This window comes from Limosilactobacillus sp., assembly GCF_022482365.1.
Classification (GTDB): Bacteria; Bacillota; Bacilli; order Lactobacillales; family Lactobacillaceae; genus Limosilactobacillus.
Window position 1 is genome coordinate 1747385 of the sequence record NZ_JAKVPE010000001.1, and the last position, 24723, is coordinate 1772107.

Here is a 24723-nt window from a genome sequence, read left to right on the forward strand (position 1 = left end):
TCTTTTTTGTATAATCTTTTACAAGAAGTGTTTTTCAATAATCTCTTGCGTTGAATAAAACGCGTACTTTACCAGGCTAAATGCCTTGCGATTTGAATCCACATCGGCCTAACTAGTTACCGGAGAAGAGAAATGAAGAAAGTCAGACTAATTGAAGCAATCATTTTCGTTGTGGGCTGGAATAGCATCTTTCTTGCCGGGGCAGATTTTCCACCGCCTAAAGGCTTTGCTTGGTTAGTGATAACAACGATAGTTCTCGCTATACTTCAAGATTGGTACTTGAAAAGCTTATTTTCCTGGATTAATAAACCACATGCACTTCTTGATAATGAAATTTTATTTGGTATTGCTGGACTGCTAGTGGCACTCTGTTTTGCTTTCCCGCAGCTAGCTCATTGGCCTGGTTATGAGTATTTGTGGCTTTGGATTTTAATAATTGTCCTTGTTGCAGTGACCTATGGAGCAGTCTTCTTTCTGGTTAATCGTTGGCTCGCCAAACGATATTTGAAGGGTGGAAACGAGGGAAAGCATCGTAACAGGCCGTAATTTTGCCAACCTGGCTGAGCTTTGGCAGACGTTCGCGGGACATCAAAACGCATGCCGGGAGCTTAATCGGTCACGACGCTTAATTTTATTAACTTAATAACCTAATAAATCAAGCGAAAATAAAAATCACTTACGAAAATTAATTCAATCTGGTAAAGTAACCAATTGTGTCTAAGAGAGAATTAATTGGAGGAGTGATTTTTTATTATGAATATTCAAGCGCGCCGGCATGTCCGCCATCCCAAACTGGCGATGGTCAGCATGCTCCTGGGGGCCTTCGTGGGAATGCTCAGTGAAACCTCGCTGAACATCGCCCTGCCTAAACTGATGGCGTCCCTCAACGTCAACACCGCGACCATCCAGTGGCTGGTGACCGGCTACATGCTGGTCATCGGGATCATTCTGCCGCTGTCGAGCCTGATCTCGAAGTGGTTCACCACCCGTCAGATCATCATCTTCGCCCTCAGTGACTTCATCGTCGGGGCGATCATTTCGGCGCTAGCGGGCAACTTCCCCGTCCTTTTGATTGGCCGGATGATTCAAGGGATCGGGACCGGCTTGATTCTGCCGCTGATGTTTGCCGTGGTCCTGCAGATCTTCCCGCCGCAGAAGATCGGGGCCGTCATGGGAGTCTGCGCCCTGGTGATCATGTTCGCCCCGGCGATCGGTCCCACGCTGACTGGGCTGATCCTGGCCCAGCTTTCCTGGCACTGGATCTTTTGGCTGTTCGTGCCGTTCCTGCTGATTGCCCTCTTGTTTGCAATTAGCTCCCTGGAAAATGTCGGTCGGATCACTCGGCCCCACGTCGACGTCCTTTCAATCATCGAATCCGCGGTTGGCTGCTCCGGCCTGGTCGTTGGCGCCAGCCTCTCCAGTCGCGATGGTTGGCTCTCGGTGCCCGTTCTGGCTGCCTTGATTATCGGTCTGATTGTTCTGGGCCTGTATGTTTACCGGCAATTGCACCTGGAAACACCAATCTTGAACCTGCGTGTTTTCAAGAATCGTTCCTTCGCGATCGGTTCAACCCTGGTAATGCTGGACTTTGGGATCATCCTGTCCGCCATGTACCTGCTGCCGATGTACATCCAAAACGGACTGTTGCTGCCAGTTGCCCTAACCGGGATCATCATGCTACCGGGTGGGGTGATCAACGCGCTGACTTCCGCCGTGGCTGGTCGACTGTACGACAGCATCGGCGCTAAAAAGCCGGCAATGCTGGGCTTTGCAATTGCCCTCGTCGGTGCGATCATGCTGGCCTGCACCAGTACCCATTCGTCGGTCGCCTACGTGATTGGCGCCCACGTGATCTTGATGATCGGCTGCCCGCTGGCGATGTCGCCATCCCAGACCAGCGCCCTTAACTCGCTTTCGGGCATGGAGTCGGCTGACGGCAGCACCATTCTCAACACCATGCAGCAAATTGTCGGCGCCCTGGCAACGGCCCTGGCGACCAGCTTTCTGGAGTTGGGCCGCCACTATGCCAGTGGATCCGCTGCTGTCCGTTTCACGACGGGAGCACACTGGGGCTTTTACTTTACGATTGTCCTCGTGGTTGTTGCTTTGCTGTTGACCTTCCAGATGACGGCCAAGCCCCACAGCAGCGATTTGCAAGAATAAAAAATGGAGTAGGATTGAACTCGTTTTCGGGCAATCCTACTCTTATTTTTATTTAGCAAGCCGTTGCAGTTCCTTCAACGCCAGTGGAAATTGGGTGAAGCCGTCGCTGGTGAGAAAATGCCCGCCCGTTTCCTGGACGATCAGCTTGGCGTGGATGTGGTGGGCAACCTGAATGCTGTTCTTGTACGGGGCGATCGGATCATTCTTGGCGGCGATCACCGTTGCCTTGCTGACTTTGGGCGCGATTTGTCCGTAGTCGGGTGCCGGCTGCATGAAAACATCCAGTTCCGGATAGGTTGGCAGGCCTTGGTCGAAGGCCCCGACCAAGAGGAGGCGGGCATCCTTGATCTGGTGGCGTTCAATAAAGCGGAGCGCGGTGATGCAGCCGAGACTGTGGGCCACCAGGATCAGTCCGTCGGTCGGCTTGATCTGATCGTCAACCGCCGCATTCCAAGCGTCCCGCTGTGGGTTGAACGGTTCCGGCAGCCAGAGCCGGTCGAGTTGGATTGTGGGTGCCGCTGCCTGTTCTAACCAGGGGAACCAGTCGTCGTCACGGGTTGAGGTGCCGTGGATGAGGTAAGCTTTTGTCATGATTTTCCCTTCTTTCGTTAGTTTAATTATGGCGCAAGGCTACCAGAATGCCAACCGATGCGACTATAATGGGGATAATAAAATACGAAAGAGTGGTATGATGTCAGAAGTTTCATTGCGGGTTGCCCGCCTGACCGACGCGGCGGCAATCCGACAGATTTACAGTTACTATGTTCAGAACACGGCAATTACCTGCGAGGTGACGGTGCCGACGGTTGAGGAGATCACCGGACGGATGAAGAAGACCCTGCAGCACTATCCTTACCTGGTTGCCGAGCTTGACGGTCAGGTGGTTGGCTTTGCCTACATCGGCCCGGCCAATCCGCGTGAGGCCTACCAATGGACGGTTGAGACCTCAATTTATGTGGACCGGGAGTGCCGTGGCCACCGGATCGGCACCCGCCTGTACGACGCGCTGGAGGAACTCTGCCGGCGGATGCACTTCGTCAACATGACGGCTCATATCGTCTATCCGCACGACGACCAGCCCGACCAGTACCTGACCCTCGCCAGCCCAAAGTTCCATGAGTACTACGGCTACAAGCTGGCGGGCCGCTTTGATCGCAACGTCTACAAGTTCGATAAGTGGTACGACATGATCTGGATGGAGAAGAGCATCGCGGATCACACGCAGGCACCGACAGCACCACTCGACTTCGCGGACGTGGCGGATGACTTCTTTGCAAAATAAAAGGCGGTGGGACAGAACTCGCTAGCGAGTTCGTCTTCCCACCCCCGCGAGGCTGGCTAGGCGTTCCGGGCGTTGATTTATCAACGTTCGGAATCCAGCCAGCTACCGCGCTGTAGCATTTACAGCTATATAAAAGCAAAGAGGCTGGGTTAATTCCCAGCCTCCAATTATGGACCATGCGAGATTCGAACTCGCGACCTCCTGCATGCGAAGCAGACATTCTCCCAACTGAACTAATGGCCCGTTACGGATCCTATTATAGCAGGTTAATTGAAAATGAGTTAATATTAATTCCGTAAAGGGGGATGAAAAGATGAGCAATGAGCAGATTAAGGTTGCCGACCAGGACGATCTCAACGCCCTGGCTGACCTCTATAAGGCGATTTGCGACCACCAGCCACTGGATCAGTACGGCGCTGATTGGACCTGGGGTGAGTACCCGAGCGTCGATGGCTTGCGACAGATGATTGATGATGCCCAGGTACTGGTCGCCTACCAGGACGGCCAGGCAATTGGTGCCGGGGTCCTGACGACCGGGGAGGATTATCCCCAGGTTGACTGGCCAACCCCGGCGGACAACGACGAGATTGGCGTGCTGCACCTCTTTGGCGTTCGCCCAAAGTATCGGGGAACCGGCATTGCCTCCAAGCTGTTGCAGGCGATTTTGCAGCAAGCAAAGACTGTTGGCAAGCGGGTCATTCACCTGGATGTGTTGGATGGCAACCTGCCGTCTGAAAAGCTATATGTAAAAAACGGCTTTCGAGTAGTCCAGTCGCTGACGCTTCATTATGATGACATCGGCGATCAGGATGCCAAAGTTTTGGAATACCAGTTGTAAGAGGGGATCAAGCACCGGAAACGGCGCCTGATTCTTTTATTTTGGCCGAATTAACAATTTAGCCTTGCAAATCAGAAGAAAAGCTCCTATAGTATTTAACTGTTGTGTTTCTACTAACGCAACTAAGTTTTAGCTAGACCAAAGTTGACCACTACTGACTGTCAAGGATAATTACTTGATAGCTGGTTTGGAAAACTACATGAAAAAACAATCATGTTTATTCTTGATTATTTAATACGGACTAGTTATAATAGACAACGCTGCTTGAGGATTACAGCGATTTGTTTTAAGAAATTAAAATTGATTGTTGACTTCTGATGGCGGAATTGATATTATAAATAAGCTGACTTCTTCGGCAAGGCCAATTACTTGCTTGATGATTAATCAAAAAAGTTCTTGACTTACTGATAAGTTAGATGCTATAATGGTGATGCTGATTAGCTACTTGTCAATCAGCACGGTAGACCTTTGAAAACTGAACAAAGTTTCGACGAATCAAATGTGTAGGGTCTTCAATCACTTTGGTGATTTGAAGCAAAACATTTGCGAAGTCAATTCGCTTAATAACTTTTAATTTGAGAGCTATCTCAAATTCTTATATTTTATATGAGAGTTTGATCCTGGCTCAGGATGAACGCCGGCGGTGTGCCTAATACATGCAAGTCGAGCGCACTAGCCCAACTGATCTGACGTGCTTGCACTGAAGTGACGATGGATTACCAGTGAGCGGCGGACGGGTGAGTAACACGTGGGCAACCTGCCCTGAAGCGGGGGATAACATTTGGAAACAGGTGCTAATACCGCATAACAACGAAAACCACATGGTTTTCGTTTCAAAGATGGTTTCGGCTATCACTTCAGGATGGGCCCGCGGTGCATTAGCTTGTTGGTAGGGTAACGGCCTACCAAGGCAATGATGCATAGCCGAGTTGAGAGACTGATCGGCCACAATGGAACTGAGACACGGTCCATACTCCTACGGGAGGCAGCAGTAGGGAATCTTCCACAATGGGCGTAAGCCTGATGGAGCGACACCGCGTGAGTGAAGAAGGGTTTCGGCTCGTAAAGCTCTGTTGTTGAAGAAGAACGTGCGTGAGAGTAACTGTTCACGCAGTGACGGTATTCAACCAGAAAGTCACGGCTAACTACGTGCCAGCAGCCGCGGTAATACGTAGGTGGCAAGCGTTATCCGGATTTATTGGGCGTAAAGCGAGCGCAGGCGGTTGCTTAAGTCTGATGTGAAAGCCTTCGGCTTAACCGAAGAAGTGCATCGGAAACTGAGCGACTTGAGTGCAGAAGAGGACAGTGGAACTCCATGTGTAGCGGTGGAATGCGTAGATATATGGAAGAACACCAGTGGCGAAGGCGGCTGTCTGGTCTGCAACTGACGCTGAGGCTCGAAAGCATGGGTAGCGAACAGGATTAGATACCCTGGTAGTCCATGCCGTAAACGATGAGTGCTAGGTGTTGGAGGGTTTCCGCCCTTCAGTGCCGCAGCTAACGCATTAAGCACTCCGCCTGGGGAGTACGACCGCAAGGTTGAAACTCAAAGGAATTGACGGGGGCCCGCACAAGCGGTGGAGCATGTGGTTTAATTCGAAGCTACGCGAAGAACCTTACCAGGTCTTGACATCTTGCGCTAACCTAAGAGATTAGGCGTTCCCTTCGGGGACGCAATGACAGGTGGTGCATGGTCGTCGTCAGCTCGTGTCGTGAGATGTTGGGTTAAGTCCCGCAACGAGCGCAACCCTTGTTACTAGTTGCCAGCATTCAGTTGGGCACTCTAGTGAGACTGCCGGTGACAAACCGGAGGAAGGTGGGGACGACGTCAGATCATCATGCCCCTTATGACCTGGGCTACACACGTGCTACAATGGTCGGTACAACGAGTCGCTAACCCGCGAGGGCAAGCTAATCTCTTAAAGCCGATCTCAGTTCGGACTGTAGGCTGCAACTCGCCTACACGAAGTTGGAATCGCTAGTAATCGCGGATCAGCATGCCGCGGTGAATACGTTCCCGGGCCTTGTACACACCGCCCGTCACACCATGGAAGTTTGTAACGCCCAAAGTCGGTGGCCTAACCATTTTGGAGGGAGCCGCCTAAGGCGGGATAGATGACTGGGGTGAAGTCGTAACAAGGTAGCCGTAGGAGAACCTGCGGCTGGATCACCTCCTTTCTAAGGAATAAAACGGAACCTACACATTAGTTGAAACTTTGTTTAGTTTTGAGGGGTTTACCCTCAGAGCTTGTACTTTGAAAACTAAATAATATCTATTTTCTTAATTTATTAACTTAAAACAATAAACCGAGAACACCGCGTTATTTGAGTTTTATTAACGAAATAATCGCTAACTCAATTAATCAAGGTGATCACTTCGTGATCATCAAGGTTAAGTTATGAAGGGCGCATGGTGAATGCCTTGGTACTAGGAGCCGATGAAGGACGGGACAAACACCGATATGCTTCGGGGAGTGGTAAGTACACTTTGATCCGGAGATTTCCGAATGGGGAAACCTAAGCACCTTAGTCGGTGCTTGCTTGACCAGTGAATCTATAGCTGGCAAGCGGTAGACGCAGTGAACTGAAACATCTCAGTAGCTGCAGGAAGAGAAAGAAAATTCGATTCCCTGAGTAGCGGCGAGCGAAAGGGGAAGAGCCCAAACCAGTGAGCTTGCTCACTGGGGTTGTAGGACTGAACATTTGAGTTACCAAAGTGCGACGTAGTCGAAACAGTTGGGAAGCTGTGCCAGAGATGGTGAAAGCCCAGTAGACGAAACGTCACACCCTCAGTTCAGGATCCTGAGTACGGCGGGACACGTGAAACCCCGTCGGAAGCTGCGAGGACCATCTCGCAAGGCTAAATACTACCTAGTGACCGATAGTGAACCAGTACCGTGAGGGAAAGGTGAAAAGCACCCCGGAAGGGGAGTGAAATAGTTCCTGAAACCATGTGCCTACAAGCTGTCGGAGCCCGTTAATGGGTGACGGCGTGCCTCTTGCAGAATGAACCGGCGAGTTATGATTGCATGCAAGGTTAAGGTGGAAAAACCGGAGCCGCAGCGAAAGCGAGTCTTAAATGGGCGTATGAAGTATGTAGTTATAGACCCGAAACCAGGTGACCTACCCATGTCCAGGTTGAAGGTGCGGTAAAGCGCACTGGAGGACCGAACCCGTGTCAGTTGAAAATGGCTGGGATGAGGTGTGGGTAGCGGTGAAATTCCAAACGAACTTGGAGATAGCTGGTTCTCTCCGAAATCTCTTTAGGGGGAGCCTTGAGGTAAGAATCGTGGAGGTAGAGCTACTGTTTGGACAAGGGGCCCGTCATGGGTTACCAACTTCAGATAAACTCCGAATGCCATTGATTTATCCTCAGGAGTCAGACGATGAGTGATAAGATCCACCGTCGAAAGGGGAACAGCCCAGATCACCAGTTAAGGTCCCTAAATATATGCTAAGTGGAAAAGGATGTGGAGTTGCATAGACAACTAGGATGTTGGCTCAGAAGCAGCCATCATTTAAAGAGTGCGTAATAGCTCACTAGTCGAGTGATCCTGCGCCGAAAATGTACCGGGGCTAAGCATATTACCGAAACTGTGGATGTGCACTACGTGCACGTGGTAGGAGAGCGTTCTAAGGGCGGCGAAGTCAGACCGTGAGGACTGGTGGAGCGCTTAGAAGTGAGAATGCCGGTATGAGTAGCGAAAGACAGGTGAGAATCCTGTCCACCGAATGACTAAGGTTTCCTGGGGAAGGCTCGTCCTCCCAGGGTAAGTCGGGACCTAAGCCGAGGCCGAAAGGCGTAAGCGATGGATAACAGGTTGAGATTCCTGTACCAGTTAACTGCGTTTGAGCAATGGAGGGACGCAGGAGGCTAAGCGATCCGCACGATTGGAAGAGTGCGGTCAAGCAGTAAGTCAGGAGTTGAGTCAAATGCTTAACTTCGGGTTGACAAGCTGTGATGAGGAGTGAACTTTTAGTAACGAAGTCGCTGATGTCACACTGCCGAGAAAAGCTTCTAGCAAGTAGTTAACTGCCCGTACCGCAAACCGACACAGGTAGTCGAGGAGAGAATCCTAAGGTGAGCGAGAGAACTCTCGTTAAGGAACTCGGCAAAATGACCCCGTAACTTCGGAAGAAGGGGTGCTGGCCGCAAGGCCAGCCGCAGTGAATAGGCCCAGGCGACTGTTTATCAAAAACACAGGTTTCTGCAAAATCGTAAGATGAAGTATAGGGGCTGACGCCTGCCCGGTGCTGGAAGGTTAAAAGGAAGGGTTAGCTTCGGCGAAGCTCTGAATTGAAGCCCCAGTAAACGGCGGCCGTAACTATAACGGTCCTAAGGTAGCGAAATTCCTTGTCGGGTAAGTTCCGACCCGCACGAAAGGCGTAACGATCTGGGCACTGTCTCAACGAGAGACTCGGTGAAATTGAAATCCCTGTGAAGATGCAGGGTACCCGCGACAGGACGGAAAGACCCCATGGAGCTTTACTGTAGCTTGATATTGAGTGTTTGTACTGCTTGTACAGGATAGGTAGGAGCCGTAGAAAGCGGAACGCTAGTTTCGCTGGAGGCGTTGGTGGGATACTACCCTTGCATTATGACCACTCTAACCCGCAGCACTGAACGTGCTGGGAGACAGTGTCAGGTGGGCAGTTTGACTGGGGCGGTCGCCTCCCAAAAGGTAACGGAGGCGCCCAAAGGTTCGCTCAGAATGGTTGGAAATCATTCGCAGAGTGTAAAGGCACAAGCGAGCTTGACTGCGAGACAGACAGGTCGAGCAGGGACGAAAGTCGGGCTTAGTGATCCGGTGGTTCCGCATGGAAGGGCCATCGCTCAACGGATAAAAGCTACCCTGGGGATAACAGGCTTATCTCCCCCAAGAGTCCACATCGACGGGGAGGTTTGGCACCTCGATGTCGGCTCATCGCATCCTGGGGCTGTAGTCGGTCCCAAGGGTTGGGCTGTTCGCCCATTAAAGCGGTACGCGAGCTGGGTTCAGAACGTCGTGAGACAGTTCGGTCCCTATCCGTCGCGGGCGTAGGAAATTTGAGAGGACCTGTCCTTAGTACGAGAGGACCGGGATGGACATACCGCTGGTGTACCAGTTGTTCCGCCAGGAGCATTGCTGGGTAGCTATGTATGGACGAGATAAACGCTGAAAGCATCTAAGTGTGAAACTCGCCTCGAGATGAGATTTCCCATTCCCTTCGGGGAAGTAAGACCCCACAAAGATGATGTGGTAGATAGGATGGAAGTGGAAGTGCAGTGATGCATGGAGCGGACCATTACTAATCGGTCGAGGACTTAACCAAGAAGAGCGGTTAGGTTTATTGAAGAAATGGATATTGTTTAGTTTTGAGAGCACAAGCTCTCACCCGAGAGGGTAGTGTGGTGATGATGGCTTGAAGGATACACCTGTTCCCATGCCGAACACAGCAGTTAAGCTTCAACACGCCGAAAGTAGTTGGGGGATCGCTCCCTGCGAGGATAGGACGTTGCCACGCTAACTAGTAAAGGAGCAGCAATTTCGGTTGTTGCTTCTTTTTTGTTTTAAATCTGTATTAAATCGTCCCCGACAAGCGTAAACTAAAATTACGAAGGAGGGACTTGGGATGGAAAAGGCAGTCAATTTTGATTACTCAGCGCAGCCGGACAGCTTGCTTAGTATTACCTCGGTGGGACGTTCAGACACCATGGCAGGTCACCAGTACGGTCCGGCAGTCCGTCCCTACTACCTGTTTCACTATATTTTGTCCGGTTCGGGGACCTTTCGCGTTAATGGAATTCGGTATCACCTTCACGCCGGTCAGGGATTCTTCATCGCCCCGAACTGTCAGACCGATTACGAGGCGGATGATGTCACTCCGTGGTCCTACATCTGGCTGGGCTTTACCGGTGCCTATGCCCAGGAAGTGATTAATCAGCTGGCGATATCTGCGGAAAATCCCGTCTACAGCAATTCCCACTACTATGAGCTTGCCAACTGCGTCAATCAGATTATCCAACACCGGCCCGTCACGGTTGCCAATAATCTCCTGGCTAATAGCTACTTGCTTCGCTTCCTCAGCCTGATCGCCGATTCGACCATCGTTTCGAGGCAACAGACCCAGCAGAAGAATTCCTACGTAGACCGGGCGATCGACTACCTGGCTAACCACATTGCGACGGCCTCGGCCGATCAACTGGCCCGGGCAGTGAACCTCGATCGGAGCTACCTCACCACGTTGTTTAAGCAGGTGACCGATCTGACGCCCGGCCAGTACATTCGTAACTTTCGGATCACCAAGGCCCGCCACCTGCTGGAATCGACGACCCTGCCCGTGGAAAAGATTGCCACACTCTGTGGTTACACCCATGCTAATTCGTTTGCGCGGATTTTTAAGCAGACGTACGGTTTGTCGCCGCGGGCCTACCGGAAACAAGTGGAAAAAGAATTGAAATAATAAAAGCGTTTAGTGAATCAATCGCAGGTTCACTAAACGCTTTTTGCTACGATGAATGATCGTATCAGATGAATTTCATGGAGACTTGATCTGGCTTTTCTGAATGCTCGGCAATTACCGTAGCAAGCCCGTCTACGAGGACACGTCTCACAAGGGCAACAGCCGAGTCGGCGTCAAAATGCTTTCCCTTACTGTACCAGGAGACGTAGAATGACAAACCCGACATGATAGCAAAATCAAAAACATATTCCATATCCTGATCAGTTGGTGGAATGGCGAATACTTTAAAATAATAGGGCTTTAATGCTTCTTTGATTTTGACGGCGAAATGCGGATCGCCATTTTCACTCAGAAGATACCACAAAATTTCGCCGCTCTCTTCATTGATGCGGGTAAAAGAGTGGATAAACGCTGCCGTTAGACTTTCGGTTGAGCTTAATGTGAAAATTTTAGTAAGTGAAGCAATCAGCCGATCTTCCGTTTGATCTCTAAGGTCGTAGATATCCGAGTAATATTCATAAAAAGTGCTACGGTGATAACCCGCACAGGAACAGATATCTTTGACCGAGATGCGGGTAAATTCTTTTTCCCGGCAAAGCTTAAAAAGAGCAGTGGTAAAGTTTCCCTTTGTAATCCTGCGTTTCTCTTGTTGTTTCATGATGGCCTCCTAAAATCCGACAGTCTTGCGACGACTGTACGTTGTTTCTCCATATGGCAGGCTTTATATTGTAATTGTACGACAGGTTGTCGGAAGTTTTGCAACATTAATTCAAAAATTATCATCTAAATGGAGGGTTTAATCATGTTCAATTGTAAAGCAGTTATTAACGATCAGACCTACACGCCGGAACTTCTCGAATGGATTTTTTATCAACGAACAATTTATACACTTCACGAAATGAAACGCTTGGGGGCAGAAATCAAGGACGGCAATCGGATCCTCTCTGACAGCGACATCAATTTCCTTGGAATGAAGGATGCCAAGAGAATTTCCATTGCTGTTCGGCAAGAACTTGGCATTGAAGGCGTTAAAAAATTGTATGCCGATGCGCTTAAAAACTCTGATGCATTTTGGAAAAATATTCATAGTCAGAGTGGCAAAGCAACAGCGGCTAAAGAGGCTTATACCTATCTGAAAATTGAGGGAATTACAATGCAGGACATGCAAAAAGTCGTCCGTGCTTCAGGTAGTGAAGGGGATACCATCGGCTACGTTTCACATCCAGAACATTTCTTTGTTACGGCGGATGCCGAGGGGAACAGAGGAATGGAAACAATGGGGATGTATGGGGAACCCGTGGATGAGATTGTCGTTTTTGATCAGTCCCTGGATATTCCCAAGGGAAAAGATCCTGAATATCCACTGGCAATGACAAGCTATACGAAACTGGCCTCAGATGGCACGCCAACCGGCATTCGGATCTTGAACCAGTTTAAACCGGCCGACAATGGACTCGAATTAAAACTCAGCATCTTCTTCCCAGAGAAGACCCCGGACGAAATGGTCTTTGGGCACGAGGTTCATCTCGCAATCGAGTTTTACGAAATGGCCAAGCAAGTGTATGCTACTAAGTAAATTTGCCGGTAAGAGAGGGAGTACATTGTAACGGTGCTTAGTAAAAAAGCGTTTAGTGAATCAATCGCAGGTTCACTAAACGCTTTTTGCTATGCCACGGCACGCTGGCCGCCTGCCAAGAGCGGTTCGGCGACGTGGGTGCGGAACCACTGGGTGAGCGGCCCCATGAAGAGGGCGGTGACGATCGTGCCCACCCCGAGGGTCACGTTGAAGAGAAAACCAACCAGGACGCAGAGGCTGTCGCTGATGATCCGGCAGTACTTGAACGGCAGGAGCTTGTACTGGTAAGCGGCGATCAGGGCAATCGCGTCGTAGGCCGAAACGCCCAGGTCGGCGGTGAAGTAGAGCGCCGCTGCCAGACAGGCGAAGACGATGGCGACTACCATCAGCGTTGCACGGAAGACAAGCCCCGGATGCGGTGCCAGGATGTCGAGCAGGTGGTGCATTCCGTCGGCCGCCACCCCGGTGAAGAAGAGGTTAATGACCGTTGCCACGCCGATGTAGTGGCGGCGCAGGACGAAGACCAGCACCAGCAGGAGTCCGGTAAGGATTAGGTAAAAAGTTGAATAAGTAGAGCTGAAGATATTGGCGATCCCGGTGACGAAACAGGTGAAGGGATCCACGCCAAGGTCAGCCTTTTGCAGGGCACCGACGCAAAAGCCACAGAGAACAACGCCACAAAAAGCCATGATGATTCTTCGTACTTGGTACATTTCCTACCTCCGATCTTAACCACTTGAGCAAAATATGAAAATAACAGCGGCAATCTTAACTGCTGTCATTTCCCAAACCAGAGCCTATTGTAGCGCTTTCATCATTGAAAGAGAATAACTAAATGTTGGAGGAAATGCACATTTTGTGGACCAAAACCAATCTCTTTTTAGGGATGAGGTATAATCGCCTAGAGAAGCACAATTAACGAAAAGGTTCAATGTCAAACACTTGCCGTTAACTGATTTTGTGTGATAATAGTTGTAAATATTAATGCTTTAATGGTCTAAACTATCGCAAAAGGGAGAATTGGTAATTATGGTTGGAAAGAATAATCAACAAAATAGGTTACAACATAGCGCGGACCGGGTGCCGCACTATGGATTGCGGAAACTGTCGATCGGCGTTACTTCGGTACTGCTATCAACGATGATATACCTGGGGGGGGTACAAACTGCCCAGGCGGACGCTGATACGCCGCCCCAGTCTAATGAAACTGAGGTGAGTTCGGCTGGAAATGAATTGCAGGGTAGCCAGGCAACGCTGAAGACGAGTACGAGCCAGGCTGGTCAGACTACTCAAGGTGAATCAGCGGCTTCCAGTGCTTCACAATCTAGTTCTAGTGCACAGCCCGCACCCCAAGCCCTTCCAGCTCCGACGACTCCCATTGAAGTTCCGGCAAATCAGGACGCAAATACTAATAAGCAAGAAGTCGGTCAGGGACAATCCCAAACTGTAAGTCTGAACGATGGTGATCAGGCCAGTATCACGATTAGCAACGACCAGCTCGACGAGGCTAAGAGCAGTTCGAGCTTGAAATTCATTTCGAATAACTTCCAAGATGATGACGTCTACCAGATTTATATCCCAAAGGGTGGGATTGAAGTTGGCAGTAATGACGTGGCTAAACTGGGATCCTATTTGGGAACAACGACTTTTACTGAGGATCAGAATTACTACATCATCACGGATCGCTTTACTACTACTGGCAGCGTCAAACAAACAATCACCCTCAGTTTGTCGTCTGTTCCTGGACTTACGGAGGCCGGTTCTTACGAAAAGGTCATCAATCACGGTTACGTTACTAAAAACGGCAGCAAAATTGGGAATTTTGATATTCAGGCCATTGGTCGGCCGTTCACCTTGGAGGAAGATAACGGTTCAACCATTGAAAACGTCTGGAATAAGAAGAGCGGGGTCGACCTGGTGACCAAACTTGTCCCGGGGACCGTCAACATGATGGGGTCCAAGGACAACCTGACCCACATGACCGTGGTTTATAACAACCTGCCCGATTATTACCAGCCAACCAAGGTTGACCTGAAGGAAGGCGACAGGATCATCGAGAGCATTGCTGTCACTAGCGGCATGGTCTCGGGTAAGACGCTGACGATTGACATCCCGGTGGACAGTAATTCCCAGCTGCGTTCACTGCTGAACGCCAGGGAACTGCAACTGATTCTGACGGGGGTTTACAACGTGCCCGACAGCGCCTTTGCCAACGGGGTTTACAACACCACCCTGCAGCAGCCTGCCGTCACCCTGACCGACCAAAACAACTATTCGCTGACTCAGACGGCGGCGCCGGTTAACCTAAAAATCTTTGAATCCACGGATAATACCCAGATTGGTCAGCTGGTTGGGGTTAATCAATCATACGAAGCCGACTACACGAACAAGACTGACGACGTCCCAGAGAATACAGTGGACGTTGATACTACGCACAAAAATGGAGGCTCTGGCTTTTATGCCACGGTCACCCCGATTTCCAACCGGCAGGCAACCAACGTCGTCATTTCTGTACAAATCCCTAACGGGGTCAATGCGCATTCCGTTCAGCTCTCCAGCAACAATAAAGGGCTTGCGGATTTGGATTTGAGTTACGGGGTTCAAATCACTTACACCGATGGTACGACGGCCTTGATCAAGGAGATTCCTAATAACGGGATCATTCAGGGAGCAGCCAACAAATCCATCCGGTCCTTATCAGTCCGGTTCGCGACCTACGATTATGAAGATCAGCTGAGCTTCCAATTGAAGCAGGGGTCCAATTTCACCCTGGCTTCCAGCTACGCGAACGGCAACCCAGTTGCCAGCGGCGACCTGCTGGTCTTGAAGGCCAGCGTGTCGGCCGATCAGGCACCGGTGGCCTCGTTTAACACGACTTATGACCGTCTCACCTTGTTCAAAAGCAATAAACAGGGTGTGTTAATGGCTTCGGACAGTTCTCAGAACTCTGTTGATCCGGGGGTCGTTAGCGCCGGCAGCATTGGCTATGAAATCACCGATTCCGGGTATGGCAAACCGCAGCTGGACCAGCCAATTATGTACATCGAAGTCCCGGACAACGCCATCCTGGACCCAAACAAGGCTATCCAAGTCGGCGAAGCTGGAAATGCGATGCCATGGGGCAATGGTCACACTTCATTAACTCCAAAAAGCACCACGACCTTGAATATTAATGGCCACACCTTTTTGAAGATCGACCTGTCAAACTATGCTCATTTGGAAAATGGATTTTCGGTCAAGGTCTACTACAGCAACGGGATCGACTACCTGACCTCGGTAAAGCACACGCCATTCCTGGTGGTCGCCAAGAATGGGGATCAAGTTGAATCCGTCAATGATAATTCCAATAACGCAGCGGACCACCGCCCGACCAGCAATAATTTCGAAGCCAGCGATAAGGATACCTTTGAGGCCCTGGTCAGCCAAGAACACATCGATGTTCAAAAGGCAATGTATCATGGCAGCAGCGAAACCGGCCTTGGATATAATGCGCAGTGGAAGATCAACGTGGCAGCCGGGACCGTACCGGCAACTATGACCCAAGGAAATACGAATACTACTTCCGTAAGTACTTCAACCCAGGATATCAGTGGCAATGACCCGACCCATTTTACGATCTTCGGTTCACTGATCAACGGAGATTCAGACGCTAAAATTGAGCACGCCACTCAGGTCATTAATCTGCCAAGCACAGAGGACGGCAAGAGTGGATTCACCCCAGCGTTGACCGGCCCAGTTTCTGTGACCGACCCGAATACGAACACGGACCTCTCCAATCAAGTGACGGTCACTTACTACACGGACCGCGCCGACTTAGATCAAGGCGCAAACAGCCTAGCCGGTAGGACGGGCCTGACGGCTGACCAAGTAACCGATTGGAGCAAAATCAAGGCCATCAAGATCGTCTTTAATTCGGAAATTAATAAACAGTTGACAGCCCGGGTGACCATGAAGATGATTGACAATCAGATTTATGATCATGTTGGCAAGTCTATCTATGCTTCAGAACTTGTCTATAGCTCTGGTGACGATCTACGGCAAATCGCCATTCACCCGGGTGACAAATCCTCGGCTAAGCTGACAGTTGTCGGGAAATCAACAGTCAAAACTATCGTTCACTATCAGGATGATAACGGGACTGACCATTATGTTGAATTGTCAGATAAGGCCGTGACCTATAACGATGACGGCAGCGCAACGATGAAGCGGACGGACTTCGTGACTAAGGACAGCGATTTGACCAACAGCGATCACATGCTGCTGCCGGAACACATGGTTCTGGACTATGACCACCCAACGATTAAAAATTCGAATGCCAGCTACGCCGCTGGTTATACCAACGGAACGGCCGCCTTCGACCAGACGGTGGCGTATGACTTTGACGGGGATGCAGTGGTCTTCGAAGGCAAAGTCGCGCAAAAGGTTACTGGAGAACATCAAGTTACTAGAACTGTTCACTATGTTTATGCTGATGGTTCTAAAGCGCACAACGATGCTGTGCAGACGTCAAAGAAGTTTGAAAGCACTGGCTACAAAAATCCATTCACCGGTAAAGTTGCCTGGTCCGAGACAGTGGCAACGGATACTCTGCCTGAGGTGACGAGTCCAACTATTGACGGCTATACACCAGATAAAACTTCGGTTGCCGCGGTGACCGTTGATTCGTCGACTGATGATTTGGTCGAAACGGTGACCTACTCGCCAGCTGACGAAACAGCTAAAGTTGAGTACATTGATGATTCCGATAATTGCAAGGTTCTTGAAACAAAATCGCTAGCCGGTAAATATGGGGCAGATTCTGGCTACAACACTAAGAAAACCATTGCTAAGTATGAAAACTTAGGCTATGACTTGGTTTCCGACCCGACTAAGGGGCAGAACGTGGTCTTCACCAGCAGTCAGGATCCCATCAAGGTTCACCTGAAATTTGTTGGACATGCAGTCATCGTTAAATTTATTGATGATGATACCGGCGAACAAATCGACAGTACTTATAGCTCATCGGGCCGCGTTGGTGCGGAGCTTTCAGATGATCAGCTTAAAGTCCCGGTGAATGAAGAATTAGCGGAGTTGACGCAAAATTGGTATGACTCTAATGGTAATAAGCACAAAGATGGAAAGTATGCTCGCTACCAATTGGTCAGCAACGGCTTCACCGCTTTTGACGGAAAAATTGGCAATCAGGACCTGAATTATGTAATTCACGTCAAAGAGAATGTCGTTCAGGAAAAGCTTGATATTCCAATTGCCCTCCCGCCAATTGTGCAGGTGGATCCCGCATACGCCGATCAGCTAGCACAGGCTTACACTGACGGGACATATTCTGATACGAGCAATGCCGATCACCAAACCCTGGTCGATCATGCTCACCTGATCTACGGGACATTAGTGCCGAATGCAGATGGTAAGGTTGATACCTTATCTCCGCACAATACCAATGGTGGCAGCATTCAATTCAATTTGGATGGAACTCCTTATACTTATGAAGGAGAGGATGCCGACTCCTTGATGGGTTCAATCCAGGGCCTGCAAAAAGCCAACCACTTGGACGCAACCATCACCTTTGATCTCAACATTGCCAAAAACTACAATGGTGACGAGAACCAAGGTGTTTCCAACTTAAAGATTGCTTTTGGTGATTATCACGGCTTTGATACAAAAGGCTATCATGACCTGAAAATGCTGGTTCAGGATCCCCAAAGCGGCCAATACAAGTGGATTTCATTAAATGATCCAACGGTGTTACAAGCTGAGATGAGTGCCGAAGATTATGTGAAGAGCGTTATCGACCAAAGTAATGGTTCTTCTGGCCTAACTATTGATGGCATTCAGGTTACGCCTTCATCATCTAGTATCTATGTTTACTATTCACCAAATTATGAATCAGGGTATAGCTCCATGATTCCGGCAACGACGATCGCAACCAAGCAATACGAGCAATATCAACAAGATTACACGACGGCATATATGCCACAAAATTCGTCCTACGTCATTACCTACATCACAATGACTCCTGACACGGAACAGGCCACGATCGAGTACATTGATGACACGACTGGCCAGACTTTGGCAACTGAGCAAACTAGCGGCGACTATAATTCGGTAATTAATTTCCCAACTAAACCAACTGATAAGATCAGCGCCTACGAAGGACAAGGCTACGAGCTGGTTTCCAATGACTTCACAGATGGCACTAAATACGGCTTAAAGAATAATTTCGAAGTCCATCTGAAACATGGCACGCATGTCGACTACGATTTTAAGACGGTTACGGAAACGATCCATTACAAGTATGATAATGGCACGACGGCTAAACCGGATAAGGTACAGAGCTTCACCTTTAGTCGCAGCAAGACGACTGACTTAGTAACCAAAAAATCTAAATGGAGTGCTTGGTCAGAAAATGGTCGGCACACGTTTGCCGAAGTGATTAGCCCAACGATTGATGGCTATACTCCTGATTACAGCAGTATCGAAAGTGTTACTGTTGATCCTGATAGTCAGAATATCGAAAAGACGGTTATTTATACTGCCGACAAACAAAACGCCAAGATTACCTACATTGATGATACGACTGGTCAGATCTTAAACACGGATACTGCTACTGGCAAGTCTGGCGATGAGATTAGTTTCAATATTGATCCAGCAACGCGGATCAATAATTACAAGAGTCAAGGTTATATTCTTGTTTCTAACAGCTTCACTGCCGGCGCTAAGTATGATTCTGATAATGCCAAGAACGTCTTCGTAGTTCACCTGAAGCATGGCACAAAGTCTGCAACGCAAGACGTAACGATCAAGCAGACGATTCACTATATCTACGCTGATGGTACCAAGGCCGCTGATGATAATGTTCAAAGCGTTAAGTTTACCCGAACCGGGACAACTGACCTGGTAACGGGCAAGACGACTTGGAATCCGACGTCACCACAGAAGTTCAAAGACGTCACTAGTCCGACGATCAACGGCTATACTGCTGATCAGACGAGCGTCAAAGGAGCCACTGTTAATGCTGGCGATGCTGACGTTGTTAAGACGGTCATTTACACGCCGAATGGTTCGACGCAACCGACACAGCCAACGACAGCACCGAGCGAGCCAAGCAATCCGACGCAACCAACAACGGCGCCGAGTGAGCCAAGTAATCCGACACAGCCAACAACGGCGCCAAGTGAGCCAAGCAGTCCGACGCAGCCAACGACAGCGCCGAGTGAGCCAAGCAATCCTACCCAGCCGACTACCCCGGCAACACATGATGAGTCAGGACACCCTACCAAAGAAATCATTTCGTCAGGGAATCACGATTCAGTGAGTGGAAAACGGACAACGACAGGTTCGAGTGCAAAGCAAACCCAGCAGAACAAGTTACCGCAAACGGGCAATGATCGCTCCGAAGCCGCAATTGGCGGTTTGATGCTAGTCGGCTTGACGAGTATGTTTGGCTTGGCTAAGCGGAAGAAACGTGACTAAGGGTTTAAGTGATTTTTCCGGTAACGGATGATCAGAACTATGTAAAATAAAGTCCTCCACTAGCACTACTTGAGTGTTAGTGGAGGACTTTTTGTCGTGTCGAAAATTTTCTTGGATTATTCCTGAATTCGAGGCCACCGGGCGAGGAGAACAATGTAAGCAATGTCAAATACCGAACACAAGGCACCGCAGACGATGACGTAGATGTTGATTTCTTGGAGAACCCCCATCAAAATGGTTGGCGCCAGGGTGCCCAGCCATTTGGCAACCGCAATGGTCATGCTTTGCCCCCTTTTGCCGTCACGCTTGAAGAGCATCGCGATAAAGAGAAGCGACATCACTAGATTCTGCAAGAAGGCGGAATAACGGGAGCCATAGCGCAGGCCGAACTGCCAGTAGAAGGCCAGCTGGACTAACAGGCAGGTTGCAAAAACGGTGATGCTGATCGGGACGAAGAATCGCTGACTATTGGCGGAAAATTCCTTGCGCCCGAACTTGAAATAAGTATAGACAATCAGCAGATCACAGACAAACCAGACAAGGTTCGCAATTGTTTGTGCCGAAAAGGACTGAAGGTCGACGAAGGAATAGATCCCTTCCCAGGCAATGTTTAAAGCGAGGGCGAAGAGGGGCATGCTATAGGTCTTGTCCTTAAATCCCAGGCGAATGCATTCAATGTAGACAATCGTCCATGCGATTCCGCTGACAAGGGTTAAAAAGAGGGTCATCGTCTCAGCCTCCCGTTCTATTCGTTGGCCTTATGCGGGAATACAACCTCGTGCAGCGAATGGGTTTCGTCGACTTCCTCCTGACCGTGGCGCTTAACGGTTAAAGTTTCGTTGCCGACGTAGCGATAAGCGGATTCTCCACCGGTTGGCAACTCGTTTAGGTCCTTCATGACAAAGTGATCGACTTTGATGTCCAGGTCCAACTTGATTTCCGGCGTCTTAGCATGGATCACCAGCCGCTGGGCAAAGGACAAGCCGAGCGTTGGCTCCTTGACCGTGTCCAGCAGCTCGAAGCTGACTTCGCCCTTGCGATGGTGCTCGTCACCGGGCTCCAGGTAAAGATGATCCCGATCCTCGACCAGGAGGGTAATTGCCGGTGCCACATTCGGGTTGGCTGGAATCATGATCCCGTAGTCAACTGCCAGTTCGGCCGTGTGGACCTTTCCCCAGTGCCAGTGGTCAAGCATGTCCCCGTTGTCCATATTCATCCAGTTGTGATCGTGGTAGCCGGTCCCCTTAACCATGATTGTTTCCTGGTTCTTAACCAGCTTTCCTTCCACCCGGGCCGCCGGTTGGGCCACCACCCAGGCCTTTTCGTCCCCGGTCTGCGGGTTATACATTAGGCGCCCTTCCTTGCCCGCTTGCCAGCCCGGTACCTGAGGATAGAAACGCAGATCCACTTCGTAACCGTTAGCGCGGGCCCGGACCTCATAGTGGTCACCGCAGTCCCGGCACCATTCCTGGTTGGCAAAGTTGGCAGCACACTTTTCACGACTGAAGGCGGCGTCCTCTTCGGTGTATTCGTTGATGAACGAATGGTTGTGTCCGTTCTTTTCGTAGAGGTCGAAGCGCACGGACGGCTTGCGAGGGTACAGGCGGGTGTCGTTGACCGAGTACATCAGGACCAGCCGATCGCCGTTGTCGAGGTCGGCGTCGAAGTACCACCATTCGGCCTCCTTGTTGCGTTCCTTGATTGGATAATTAATGTGAAGCTTGTCGTATTCTGCTTGGTAGTTTTTCATGTTCTGATCTTCCCTTCAATAATGTTTTTGTTGATAATTGAAGTATACGGATCCGCACGAAATTTTATAAGATACAATCAAACGCGTTTTGTTACATGGAGGAAAAAGATGGCAGAATACTCACTCAAGGCGTCGGCGCTCATCACCGATGCCCTATTTGAACTCCTCAAGAAGAACTCCTTTGAAAAGATCAGCATCACGGAACTTACCCAAAAGGCCGGGGTCGCGCGCCTGTCCTACTACCGGAATTTTAAAAGCAAAGAAGATATCGTTGAGAAATTCTTTGACCACGAATTCAAGAACTTCATGGCTGAACTCGCCAAGCAGGACCAATCCCAGGTCAGCTTGCAAAGCATCATGATCCTGAGCTTTTCCTATTGGCAAAAAAAGCACCAGCAAATCAGGATGCTGGTGCGTGATGGTCAAATTGATTTGATTTATCTGTCGTTTCAAAAGAACATGCAGCTTATTTTGCAACGGTACCAGGAACAGTTTTCCCTGACCCAGCGCCAGGCGGAGTTCGTGGAGGGTGGCATCATGATTGTCCTCCTGGAATGGATCCAGGATGGCTGCCAGGAGACGCCCGAAGAGATCGCCGCTGACGTCGGCCGGCGCTTCCTGTTCAACATTTAGCCGTGACTGGAAGAGCGGTGGAACAGTCCCAGCAGCTTTTGCATCGGAATCGCCTGAAGAAAAGTGGTGAAGAGGATCAAAAGCGAACCAACCACGGCTGCCAGGGTCAGTCGGGTGCCAAGCAGGGTCACGGCCAGCAGGGTGGCGATCAGGGGCTCAAAGGCACTGAGAATTCCGGTGACCGATGGTGAGATGTAGCGGATGCTCTGTAAAAACATCGTGTAGGAGAACATCGTCCCACCGACGATGATGTAGGCCACCAGCCACCAGTCGCCCGCGGTCAGGTGCGGCAGGGGCATCGTCACCAGCCACGGCAGGAGGACGATCCCGCTGATCAGCATCGCCAGCCCGCAGACGGCTAGGGCATCGTAGCGTTGCAACAGTGGTCGGGGCAAGAGAGTGTAGAGCGCCGCGGCTCCCGCGCACCAGAGCCCCCAAAAGAGGGCGATCGGTGTCAGCGTTAGCGTGTTGAGATGGCCGCCCGTCACCAGGTAGAAGGTCCCGATCAGGGCGATGACGATCGAGATGCAGTCGATGCGCCGCGGCCACTGTCGTTGGGAGATGGACAGCCAGAGGATGATCAGCACCGGCTGCAGGTACTGGATCACCGTGGCGGTCGGCGCGTTGCTGTACTTGACCGCCAGAAAGTAGGTCAGCTGCGAGTTCATCATGCCGAAGAGGGCGAAGGCAAGCAGGTAGGCCAGGTTGCGCCGCTGGTGGGTGAGGGCCCGGACCTGGTGCGGGACCTTAATCGCACTGATGAGCGTCAGCAGAATTCCGGCGGCGATCAGGCGGACGGCCACCAGCCAGGTCGTCGAAATATTGGTGGTCGAAAAAAGGTACTGGGCGGCGGCCCCGGAGCCACCCCAGAGTGAGGCCCCGCCCGCGGCGAGCAGGATTCCCTTGGTTTGCTTGTTCAATCTAATTCCCCCCGTTTACGTAGTTAGTCCAATGTAACACGGATTGACCGTCCTGCAAACCGCTGGGCAGATTTTCCTAGCAAAGTAAAGGGAAAGCATTTAAAATGATTAAGGATGTTTTGGCGACTCGGATTTTAAATTAAAGAAGGCAAGAACTATGCAAACAGTTAAAATTGGCGGTACCAATTGGGTGGCTTCGAACGTGGCCCTGGGGATCATGCGGATGGGCACCCTGCCCGTTCCGCAGGCGGTCGAAGCTCTGCAAATGGCCCACGAGGTCGGAATCAACTTCATCGATTCGGCGGATATTTACGGCAACGATCCCGTGCTCGGTCGGGGATCTTCCGAGATTCATTTCGGCCAGGCCTTCAAGAAGAGTGGCTTGAGTCGGGATGATTTCTACATCCAGTCCAAGGGCGGCCTCTTTGCCAACAGCGACAACAAGATCACCCGCTACGACTCGTCCAAGACGCATCTCATTCAGGCCGTCGACGGGATCCTCCAGCGGATGGGAATCGACTACCTGGATTCCTTCTTGATCCACCGGCCCGACCCGCTGATGGACCCGGCGGAAGTCGCGGCGGCTTTTGATGAGCTCCAGGCGGCGGGGAAGGTTCGCCACTTCGGCGTCTCCAACTTCAACCCCCAGCAGATCGCGCTACTGCAGTCGGCCACCGATCAGCGGCTGTTGGTCGACCAGGTCCAGTTCAGTATTGCCCACACGGGGATGATCGACTTTGGCCTCCACACCAACATGACCGACGCCCGCTCGATCAACCACGACGGCGGCCTGCTCGAGTACGCCCGGCGCAAGCACATGACGATCCAGACCTGGTCACCGTTCCAGTATGGGACCTTTGCCGGCACCTTCATCAACAATGACAAGTTTGCCGACCTCAACGACCTACTGGCCAAGCTGGCGGATAAGTACCATGCCAGCAAGAACGCCATCGCGGTGGCCTGGATTCTACGGCACCCGGCCCAGATGCAGGTCCTACTCGGCACGATGAACACGGCCCACATTGCCGACAGCGCGGCCGGTTCCGACATCCGGTTGACCAAGCAGGAATGGTACGACATCTACTTCGCGGCCGGCAACGACCTGCCATGATCAGGCATGACTACGTGGCCTTCTATCAGCGACTGACCGCGCCGTTCGTCCGCCATCCCGGCTGGATCCGCCTGCTGCGGTTTTTCAACCACCTAATCGAGGTTGTGATGTACGGCTGCTACATTGCCCTGCTTGCCGGTCTGATCTGGCTGGGGAGCCGGGTGAGCTGGGATGCAGCTTTCCATCGGGTGTTGCCCTTTGTTCTCGTGCCGGGGATCAGCTTCATCCTGCTCTCGCTGGTACGGGACTGGCTGAACAGCCCCCGGCCCTACGAGGAATGGGCGATCGATCCCCTGATTCCCCGAACCAAGAAGGGGGACTCGATGCCGAGCCGCCACGTCTTTTCGGCGGTCACGATTGCCATGTGCGTGCTGCGGCTCAGCTGGCTCTGGGGGGCACTGTTCCTTGTCCTGGCGGCCGCATTGGCCCTGATCCGGGTGATCGGCGGGGTTCACTACCCGCGCGACGTCATCGTGGGTGCTCTCTGTGGCCTGGTAGCCGGTAGCTTATTGTTTATTTAAAAATCCCGGCCCGTT

The 24723-nt window shown here is 50.9% G+C and carries 16 protein-coding genes, 1 tRNA gene and 3 rRNA genes; 13 read left to right on the top strand and 7 right to left on the bottom strand.

All coding sequences use genetic code 11. The annotated features are described in order from the left end of the window. Positions 1 to 132 precede the first annotated feature (132 nt). Positions 133 to 546, top strand: coding sequence for a hypothetical protein (locus LKE23_RS08225; RefSeq protein WP_291976860.1), 414 nt, complete (start codon positions 133 to 135; stop codon positions 544 to 546). A gap of 207 nt (positions 547 to 753) precedes the next feature. Continuing rightward, on the top strand, positions 754 to 2163 hold the full coding sequence (locus LKE23_RS08230; protein ID WP_434737595.1) for a DHA2 family efflux MFS transporter permease subunit: 1410 nt from the start codon (positions 754 to 756) through the stop codon (positions 2161 to 2163). 48 nt (positions 2164 to 2211) lie between these two features. Here LKE23_RS08230 and LKE23_RS08235 read toward each other — a convergent pair whose 3' ends face one another. Continuing rightward, positions 2212 to 2754: an RBBP9/YdeN family alpha/beta hydrolase gene (locus LKE23_RS08235; RefSeq protein WP_291976861.1), complete on the bottom strand. Its 543-nt coding sequence runs from the start codon at positions 2752 to 2754 to the stop codon at positions 2212 to 2214. 100 nt (positions 2755 to 2854) lie between these two features. Between LKE23_RS08235 and LKE23_RS08240 the strand changes: the two genes are divergently transcribed. Beyond that, the gene (locus tag LKE23_RS08240; protein ID WP_291976863.1) at positions 2855 to 3445 is read left to right on the top strand and encodes a GNAT family N-acetyltransferase; all 591 of its coding nucleotides are present in this window, start codon (positions 2855 to 2857) and stop codon (positions 3443 to 3445) included. A 170-nt stretch (positions 3446 to 3615) separates the two neighbouring features. Here LKE23_RS08240 and LKE23_RS08245 read toward each other — a convergent pair. Beyond that, positions 3616 to 3688 (bottom strand) — tRNA-Ala (locus LKE23_RS08245). Between the two features lie 70 nt (positions 3689 to 3758). On the opposite strand from LKE23_RS08245, the gene LKE23_RS08250 reads away from it, so the two are divergent. The 5 genes from LKE23_RS08250 to LKE23_RS08270 all read left to right on the top strand — a co-directional run bounded on the left by LKE23_RS08250 (position 3759) and on the right by LKE23_RS08270 (position 10727). Further along, positions 3759 to 4283: a GNAT family N-acetyltransferase gene (locus tag LKE23_RS08250; protein WP_291976864.1), complete on the top strand. Its 525-nt coding sequence runs from the start codon at positions 3759 to 3761 to the stop codon at positions 4281 to 4283. Positions 4284 to 4885: 602 nt separating this feature from the next. Then, positions 4886 to 6461, top strand: a 16S ribosomal RNA gene (locus LKE23_RS08255). Between the two features lie 212 nt (positions 6462 to 6673). Further along, positions 6674 to 9596: ribosomal RNA gene (locus LKE23_RS08260) — 23S ribosomal RNA — on the top strand. Between the two features lie 75 nt (positions 9597 to 9671). Beyond that, positions 9672 to 9788 (top strand): 5S ribosomal RNA (rrf, locus tag LKE23_RS08265). The 16S, 23S and 5S rRNA genes sit together here, the layout of an rRNA operon. A gap of 108 nt (positions 9789 to 9896) precedes the next feature. Then, the gene (locus LKE23_RS08270) at positions 9897 to 10727 is read left to right on the top strand and encodes an AraC family transcriptional regulator (protein ID WP_291976866.1); all 831 of its coding nucleotides are present in this window, start codon (positions 9897 to 9899) and stop codon (positions 10725 to 10727) included. A 64-nt stretch (positions 10728 to 10791) separates the two neighbouring features. On the opposite strand, the gene LKE23_RS08275 is transcribed toward LKE23_RS08270, so the two are convergent. Then, positions 10792 to 11385: a TetR/AcrR family transcriptional regulator gene (locus LKE23_RS08275; RefSeq protein WP_291976867.1), complete on the bottom strand. Its 594-nt coding sequence runs from the start codon at positions 11383 to 11385 to the stop codon at positions 10792 to 10794. Positions 11386 to 11529: 144 nt separating this feature from the next. Between LKE23_RS08275 and LKE23_RS08280 the strand changes: the two genes are divergently transcribed. Then, the gene (locus LKE23_RS08280) at positions 11530 to 12303 is read left to right on the top strand and encodes a hypothetical protein (protein ID WP_291976868.1); all 774 of its coding nucleotides are present in this window, start codon (positions 11530 to 11532) and stop codon (positions 12301 to 12303) included. An 89-nt stretch (positions 12304 to 12392) separates the two neighbouring features. On the opposite strand, the gene LKE23_RS08285 is transcribed toward LKE23_RS08280, so the two are convergent. Further along, positions 12393 to 12992, bottom strand: a complete 600-nt coding sequence (locus LKE23_RS08285) for a YczE/YyaS/YitT family protein (protein WP_291976869.1) — start codon at positions 12990 to 12992, stop codon at positions 12393 to 12395. A 340-nt stretch (positions 12993 to 13332) separates the two neighbouring features. On the opposite strand from LKE23_RS08285, the gene LKE23_RS08290 reads away from it, so the two are divergent. Beyond that, complete coding sequence (locus tag LKE23_RS08290) at positions 13333 to 19773, top strand: mucin-binding protein (protein ID WP_291976870.1); 6441 nt, start codon at positions 13333 to 13335, stop codon at positions 19771 to 19773. A gap of 116 nt (positions 19774 to 19889) precedes the next feature. Here the strand turns inward: LKE23_RS08290 and LKE23_RS08295 are convergent, their stop codons facing one another. Beyond that, the gene (locus LKE23_RS08295; protein WP_291976871.1) at positions 19890 to 20501 is read right to left on the bottom strand and encodes a transmembrane-type terpene cyclase; all 612 of its coding nucleotides are present in this window, start codon (positions 20499 to 20501) and stop codon (positions 19890 to 19892) included. A gap of 17 nt (positions 20502 to 20518) precedes the next feature. After that, positions 20519 to 21523 (bottom strand): lipocalin-like domain-containing protein, encoded by a 1005-nt coding sequence (locus LKE23_RS08300; protein WP_291976872.1) that lies wholly within the window; start codon positions 21521 to 21523, stop codon positions 20519 to 20521. Between the two features lie 108 nt (positions 21524 to 21631). Between LKE23_RS08300 and LKE23_RS08305 the strand changes: the two genes are divergently transcribed. Then, positions 21632 to 22156, top strand: a complete 525-nt coding sequence (locus tag LKE23_RS08305; protein WP_291976873.1) for a TetR/AcrR family transcriptional regulator — start codon at positions 21632 to 21634, stop codon at positions 22154 to 22156. On the opposite strand, the gene LKE23_RS08310 is transcribed toward LKE23_RS08305, so the two are convergent. Continuing rightward, positions 22153 to 23076 carry an EamA family transporter gene (locus LKE23_RS08310; protein ID WP_291976874.1) on the bottom strand — a complete coding sequence of 308 codons (924 nt, stop codon included), beginning with the start codon at positions 23074 to 23076 and terminating at the stop codon, positions 22153 to 22155. The two genes, LKE23_RS08305 and LKE23_RS08310, sit on opposite strands and share 4 nt — an antisense overlap. Before the next feature lie 157 nt (positions 23077 to 23233). Between LKE23_RS08310 and LKE23_RS08315 the strand changes: the two genes are divergently transcribed. Further along, positions 23234 to 24187, top strand: a complete 954-nt coding sequence (locus LKE23_RS08315) for an aldo/keto reductase (protein WP_291976875.1) — start codon at positions 23234 to 23236, stop codon at positions 24185 to 24187. Beyond that, positions 24145 to 24708 carry a phosphatase PAP2 family protein gene (locus LKE23_RS08320; RefSeq protein WP_434737596.1) on the top strand — a complete coding sequence of 188 codons (564 nt, stop codon included), beginning with the start codon at positions 24145 to 24147 and terminating at the stop codon, positions 24706 to 24708. Before LKE23_RS08315 ends, LKE23_RS08320 begins: the two co-directional genes overlap by 43 nt. Positions 24709 to 24723 lie beyond the last annotated feature (15 nt).